The 6,105-nt window shown below is 74.0% G+C and carries 3 protein-coding genes; 1 reads left to right on the top strand and 2 read right to left on the bottom strand.

What is annotated here, in order from left to right:
- Positions 1 to 131: 131 nt before the first annotated feature.
- Both ACFV2S_RS16470 and katG read right to left on the bottom strand, forming a co-directional pair.
- On the bottom strand, positions 132 to 2,933 hold the full coding sequence (locus tag ACFV2S_RS16470; RefSeq protein ID WP_385558842.1) for a hypothetical protein: 2,802 nt from the start codon (positions 2,931 to 2,933) through the stop codon (positions 132 to 134).
- Positions 2,934 to 3,250: 317 nt separating this feature from the next.
- Entirely contained in the window at positions 3,251 to 5,473 is a 2,223-nt protein-coding gene (gene katG / locus ACFV2S_RS16465) for a catalase/peroxidase HPI (protein ID WP_385558839.1), read from the bottom strand.
- Between the two features lie 199 nt (positions 5,474 to 5,672).
- On the opposite strand from katG, the gene ACFV2S_RS16460 reads away from it, so the two are divergent.
- Positions 5,673 to 6,083 carry a Fur family transcriptional regulator gene (locus ACFV2S_RS16460; protein ID WP_385558836.1) on the top strand — a complete coding sequence of 137 codons (411 nt, stop codon included), beginning with the start codon at positions 5,673 to 5,675 and terminating at the stop codon, positions 6,081 to 6,083.
- The last annotated feature ends 22 nt before the right edge of the window (positions 6,084 to 6,105 follow it).

Below are 6,105 nucleotides of genomic sequence, written 5' to 3'. Positions count from 1 at the left end.
GCTCTCAGAGGGTCAGTGTGGTGGCCAGCGCCCCCCGTCTGGCTGCTCTCCCCCCCCCACCGCTCCAGACCCGACCCCCACCCCCCCGCCCCCCCCCGCCCCCCATACGGAGGGGCGGTCCTACCGGCTCGTCAGGCCGCGTCCCTCACCCGGCCCGTGAACTCCGGCCCCAGGACCGGCTCCCAGGACTCGTCGTACGTGTACGGAGCGCCCCGGAGGGACTCCGTGGGCTCCGCCTCCGCGTCCCGCACGGTGGGGACGGTCAGCTGCGCGGCCGTCTCGCCCGCGGGGACGGAGAGCCACAGGTGCGTCCCGTCCTCCATGACCCCGGACAGCGGCCGGGCGGGCTGCGGAACCTCGCCGAACCGCGCCTCCACCCAGGCCGGGTCGAGGTCCGCCGTGGAGAGCTCCGGGCCGTCGGTCACCGGCTTCAGGAGGATGCCGCCCGCGATCTCGACGTCGGCCGGCGCGGAGAGCGTCAACCGCCAGCTCAGGGTCGCGCCCTCGGTCACGTCGTCCGCGACGGGCGCCAGGCGCACGGTGGGCATGGCGTCGTCGTTGCGCGCGGTCACGCCGCCCCGGTGCGCGCCGACCACGGTGCCGCGGACCGCCTTGACGAACGCGTCGTGGCGCACGTCGTAGCCGAAGCGCGTGTTGCCCCGGACCTGGACCGGCACGTCGATGTCATGGCGTCCCGGACGCACCGTCACGGTGCGGGAGGTGACCCGGTCGCCGTCCGGCTCGGGGACGAACAGGCGGACCTGTCCGCTGCCCCGCCCGGAGACCGTCACGGGCACCCGGTAGGTCCGGACCCCGGAGTCGCCCTCCTTGACGGTCAGGCGGCCGATGTCGACGCGCGTGAGGGGCGCGGGGTTCGCCGCGGGGGTGCCGGGGCGCCAGCCCCAGGCGTCCATCAGCCAGGCGCTCCCCGTGCCGCCGCGCGGGGTCAGTTCGAGGGTGCCGATCCGCTTCAGGTCGAGGCCCGCCCGAGCCGCGGCGGCCAGCGGGACGCGGACCTCGCGGCCCCAGTGGGCGGCGGTGCGCGGGCTGCCCGGCAGTCCGTCGACGCGGGTGCGGCCCAGGGCGGCGCGCCGCCCGGAGGCGTCGGTCACGGTGACGTCCAGCTCGGTGCCGGTGCTGTTGGGCGGGACGATCACGCGCAGTGCCAGGGACTCGGCGCCTGCGAGGGAGACGGTCCGGGACGGGCGAAGCGTGACCCGGCTTCCCGTGCCCGTCCACGTCATCGCGACGGCGTCGCGGCCCGGCTCGGGAGACGCCTCCCAGTACGCGAAGTGCGGCGACGGCGACCAGCCCAGCTCGGGCGACAGGCAGGCCTTGGCCGCGTCCGGGGTGACCTGGGCGCACAGCCGGCCGGCGCCGGTGACGGTGAGCGAGGAGCCCGGCAGGAAGGCCGCGGTGCGGTTCCCGCCGACGGCGTGCGTGAGGACCCGCGCCGGTCCGGCCGAGGGGGCGCGGCGGCCGGTGCCGTCGAGCAGCGGCCGGACCGCGTCGTCGCCCCCGACGAACAGCCGGGCGGAGGCCGCGATGTAGGTGGCGCCCGCGGCCTGCTGCTGGGTCGCCGTCAGGCGGGTCGCCGTGCCGGGTGAGCAGACGGGGTCGGCGCCGTCCTCGGAGGAGAAGTCGTCGAAGGCCGGTGCCTTGGCCTGGCCCGGAGTCCACTCGCTGTTGAAGAAGTTGTGGTTGGCGCCGACCACGTAGGCCGCGCTGTGCAGGGCGGTGCCGCGGCTGACGCCGCGCGTTCCGTCCACGTAGATCTGGCCCTGGAGGTCGGACACGTCGCCGTCGCAGCCGGGCAGGAGGGTCGTGGAGGGCACGTCGGGGGCCGGGTTCTGGCCGAAGACCGTGGGCCCGATCAGGACGGTGCCGCGGATCTTCCACCGTACGGGGCCCCGGTATCCGTCCTGGGCGGCCGGCGGCGGGTTCAGGCTGTCGACGGCGGCCCGGTTGACGCCCTCGCCCCCTCGGGAGTGTCCGACGAGGAGGACGCGCGAGAGGTCGGCCGGTGCGGTCCTCCGCACGGCGGCGGGGGCCGAGGCCGGGTGCGCGGCCCAGTCCGCCCAGCGGGCGAGGTGCAGCCGGACCAGGGAGGAGCGGGCCTGGGCGCCGGCGTCCTCGGCGTTCTCGTCCTGCCCGTTGACGCCGTTGGCGGCGACGGACACCGTCACGTACCCCTGCGAGGCGAGGAGGCGCTGGGCCCGCAGGTATCCCTGCTCGCTGGGTATCGGCCGGGTGCCCGCCGGGCACGGCCAGGTCATCCGGACGTCCTCCGTGCCCGGGGTGTAGCAGGTGGCGTGGCGGCCGTGCAGGAACAGGGCCACCGGGCGCCTGCCCGGCGCACCGGCCGGTCCGACGACCGTGGCGCGCATCTCCACGGGCTGCGGGTAGCCCGGCAGCCGTACGGACGGCAGGGCGTACTCGCCGCCCACCGTCCGGTACGGGCCGGTCACTCCCGGGTCGACCCGGTTCGCGGGCAGCGGGGCCGGGGGTACGGGGGCGGGGGCCAGGGGGCGTTCGGCGGCGGCGTCCGCGCGTCCCGGGGCGTCGAGGCGTCGTCCGCCGGCCGTGACCCGCAGCTGCGTGCCCTCTTCGAGCCGGGCGTCGCCGAGGGGCAGGGCGAAGGACCGCCCGTCCGGCCCGGCGAGCGGACGGCCGAGGAGCCGGTCGCCGGCGTGGAACTCGACCCGGGCGTCGCCCATGGGTATGCGCTCGGGCGAGGTCCAGACGAGCCGCGCGTCCGGACCGGTCCCCGTGATCCGCCAGCCCTCCGGGAGGGTGAGGCCACCGGACCGGGCCCCCGGGGTCGTGCTCGACGGTGATCCGGGTGCCGGCTGTGCGGCGGCCGGCCAGGGGGACGCCGCCGTCAGGGCGAGTAACGCCACGGCGGTGGTCACGCCGCGTGTGACACGTATCAAAGCGGTCTTCCTCACGATCGGTCTCGTCGGGGCACGGGGGAGGCCGGTCGTCCGGCCCGCTCCCGGTGCCCCTCTCGTCTCGTGAGGACGGTGACGGAGGTCCGTCGGTTGTCTCATGCGGCGTCAGAAAGAAGACGGGGCGGGGGTGTCGGTACGCGAAGGGCCGGGGGGGGGGGGGGGGGGGGGGGGCGGGGGCCGCCCCCCGGGGGGGGGGGGTGTGGTCGTGGGGTGTGGCCCCCGCGGGGATCTGATGATACGCCCCCCCCCGCTGGGGGGGCGGGCCCCCCCCCCGCCCCGGCCCCGGTGCGCGGTGAGGATCAGGCGATGTCGAACCGGTCCGCGTTCATGACCTTGTCCCACGCCGACACGAAGTCCTTCACGAACTTCGCCTTGGCGTCGTCGCTCGCGTAGACCTCGGCCAGCGCGCGCAGCTCGCTGTTGGAGCCGAAGACGAGGTCGGCGCGGCTGCCCGTCCACTTGACCGCGCCGGTGGCCGTGTCACGGCCCTCGAACGTGGTCTGGTCGTCGGAGACGGACGTCCACTCCGTGCCCAGGTCGAGCAGGTTGGCGAAGAAGTCGTTCGTCAGACGTCCGGGCGTCTCGGTGAGGACACCGAGCGAGGACTGCGGCTGCGTGACGCCGAGGACGCGCAGGCCGCCGACGAGGACCGTCAGCTCGGGCGCGCTCAGGCCGAGCAGGTTCGCCCGGTCGATGAGCAGGTACTCGGCGGGGAGGCGGTTGCCCTTGCCGAGGTAGTTGCGGAAGCCGTCCGCGGCCGGCTCCAGGGCGGCGAAGGACTCGACGTCCGTCTGCTCCTGGGCGGCGTCCACGCGGCCCGCGGTGAACGGGACCTCGACGTCGTGGCCGGCGTCCGCGGCCGCCTTCTCGACCGCCGCGACGCCCGCGAGGACGACGAGGTCGGCGAGGGAGACCTGCTTGCCGCCGCTCTGGGCCGCGTTGAAGGACTCCTGGACGCCCTCCAGGACGCGCAGCACCTGCGCCAGCTCGTCCGGGTTGTTGACCTCCCAGTTGCGCTGCGGCTCCAGGCGGATGCGGCCGCCGTTGGCGCCACCGCGCTTGTCGCTGGAGCGGAAGGAGGCGGCGGAGGCCCAGGCGGCGGAGACCAGCTGGGTGACCGTGAGGTCCGAGCCGAGGATCTTCTCCTTGAGGGAGGCGATGTCCGCGGCGTCGACCAGCTCGCCGGTGCGGGCCGGCAGCGGGTCCTGCCAGAGGAGCTCCTCCGCCGGGACCTCGGAGCCGAGGTAGCGCACGACCGGGCCCATGTCGCGGTGGGTGAGCTTGTACCAGGCGCGGGCGAAGGCGTCCGCGAACTCGGCCGGGTTCTCGTAGAAGCGGCGCGAGATCTGCTCGTAGACCGGGTCGAAGCGCAGCGACAGGTCGGTCGTGAGCATCGTCGGGAGGTGCTTCTTCTCCGGGTCGTACGCGTCCGGGATGATCGCCTCGGCGTTCTTGGCGACCCACTGGTGGGCGCCCGCCGGGCTCTTCGTCAGCTCGTACTCGTACTCGAAGAGGTTCTTGAAGAAGCCGTTGCCCCACTGGGTCGGCGTGGTGGTCCAGGTGACCTCCAGACCGCTGGTGATGGCGTCCGGGCCCTTGCCGGTGCGGAAGGTGCTCTTCCAGCCGAAGCCCTGCTCCTCCAGGGAGGCGGCCTCCGGGTCCGCGCCCACGTGGTCGGCCGGGCCGGCGCCGTGGGTCTTGCCGAAGGTGTGGCCGCCGGCGATGAGGGCGACGGTCTCCTCGTCGTTCATCGCCATCCGGCGGAAGGTCTCGCGGATGTCGCGGGCCGCGGCGATCGGGTCCGGGTTGGCGTTCGGGCCCTCCGGGTTGACGTAGATGAGACCCATCTGCACCGCGCCGAGCGGGTTCTCCAGCTCGCGGTCGCCGGTGTAGCGCTCGTCGCCGAGCCAGGTGGTCTCGGGGCCCCAGTAGACGTCCTCGTCGGGCTCCCACACGTCGGCGCGGCCACCGGCGAAGCCGAAGGTCTCGAAGCCCATCGACTCCAGGGCGACGTTGCCCGCGAGGATCATGAGGTCGGCCCAGGAGATGCTCTGGCCGTACTTCTTCTTCACCGGCCACAGCAGACGGCGGGCCTTGTCCAGGTTGCCGTTGTCCGGCCAGCTGTTCAGCGGCGCGAAGCGCTGCTGGCCGGCGCCGGCGCCGCCGCGGCCGTCGCTGATGCGGTAGGTGCCGGCGCTGTGCCAGGCCATGCGGATCATGAACGGGCCGTAGTGGCCGAAGTCGGCGGGCCACCAGTCCTGCGAGGTGGTCAGGACCTCGGCGATGTCCTGCTTCACGGCGGACAGGTCGAGGCCCTCGAAGGCCTGCGCGTAGTCGAAGTCCTCACCGAGCGGGTTGGCCACCGCCGGGTTCTTGGCGAGGATCTTCAGGTTCAGCCGGTTCGGCCACCACTGGCTGTTGCCACCGCTCTGGGTGGGGTGGGCGGCGCGCCCGTGCGCGACGGGACAGCCGCCCCCCTCGGCCTTCGCGTCGGTGACGGTTGCTTCGTGGTTCTCAGACATCGGAATCCCTCCGGACCTGGCGGATCACAGTGCTCAGGAAGTGCGTTCGGCGGACGGGCCTGGCGCGGATCTCACGTGTGTGGTTCTCCCGCCGTGCTGGAATCTTCCTGTCCCTTGGCCATCTTCGAAACCGATCCTACGATGGACCTAGTCCAAGTCAAGAACCACGCCAAGTTTGCCGATGCTGAAGAGGTGAGACATGAGTGACCTGCTGGAGCGCCTGCGCGCGCGTGGCTGGCGGATGACGTCCCAGCGCCGGGTGGTCGCGGAGGTCCTGGCCGGGGACCACGTGCACCTCACGGCGGACGAGGTCCACGCGCGCGCGGTGGAGCGGCTTCCGGAGATCGCGCGGGCGACGGTCTACAACACCCTGGGCGAGCTGGTCGCCCTGGGGGAGGTCGTGGAGCTCTCCACGGACGGGCGGGCCAAGCGCTACGACCCGAACGCGCACCACCCGCACCAGCACCTGGTCTGCTCGAACTGCGGGATCATCCGCGACGTCCGCCCGGCGGGGGACCCGCTCGCCGTCCTGCCGCCGGAGGAGCGGTTCGGGTTCACGGTGTCCAAGGCGGACGTGACGTACCGGGGGCTCTGTCCCGGCTGCGCCTGAGCGCGGGAGACGCGAAGGAGCC

Origin of the sequence: Streptomyces sp. NPDC059695 (assembly GCF_042733785.1) — a bacterium.
Taxonomy (GTDB): Bacteria; Actinomycetota; Actinomycetes; order Streptomycetales; family Streptomycetaceae; genus Streptomyces.
The sequence above is the reverse complement of the archived record's forward strand: the minus strand, read 5'-3'. Positions and strand labels throughout refer to the sequence as shown.

Excerpts from the sequence above, each read along its gene's own strand:
- katG (WP_385558839.1), bottom strand. The coding sequence starts at position 5,473 with ATGTCTGAGAACCACGAAGCAACCGTCACCGACGCGAAGGCCGAGGGG.
- ACFV2S_RS16460 (WP_385558836.1), top strand. The coding sequence starts at position 5,673 with ATGAGTGACCTGCTGGAGCGCCTGCGCGCGCGTGGCTGGCGGATGACG.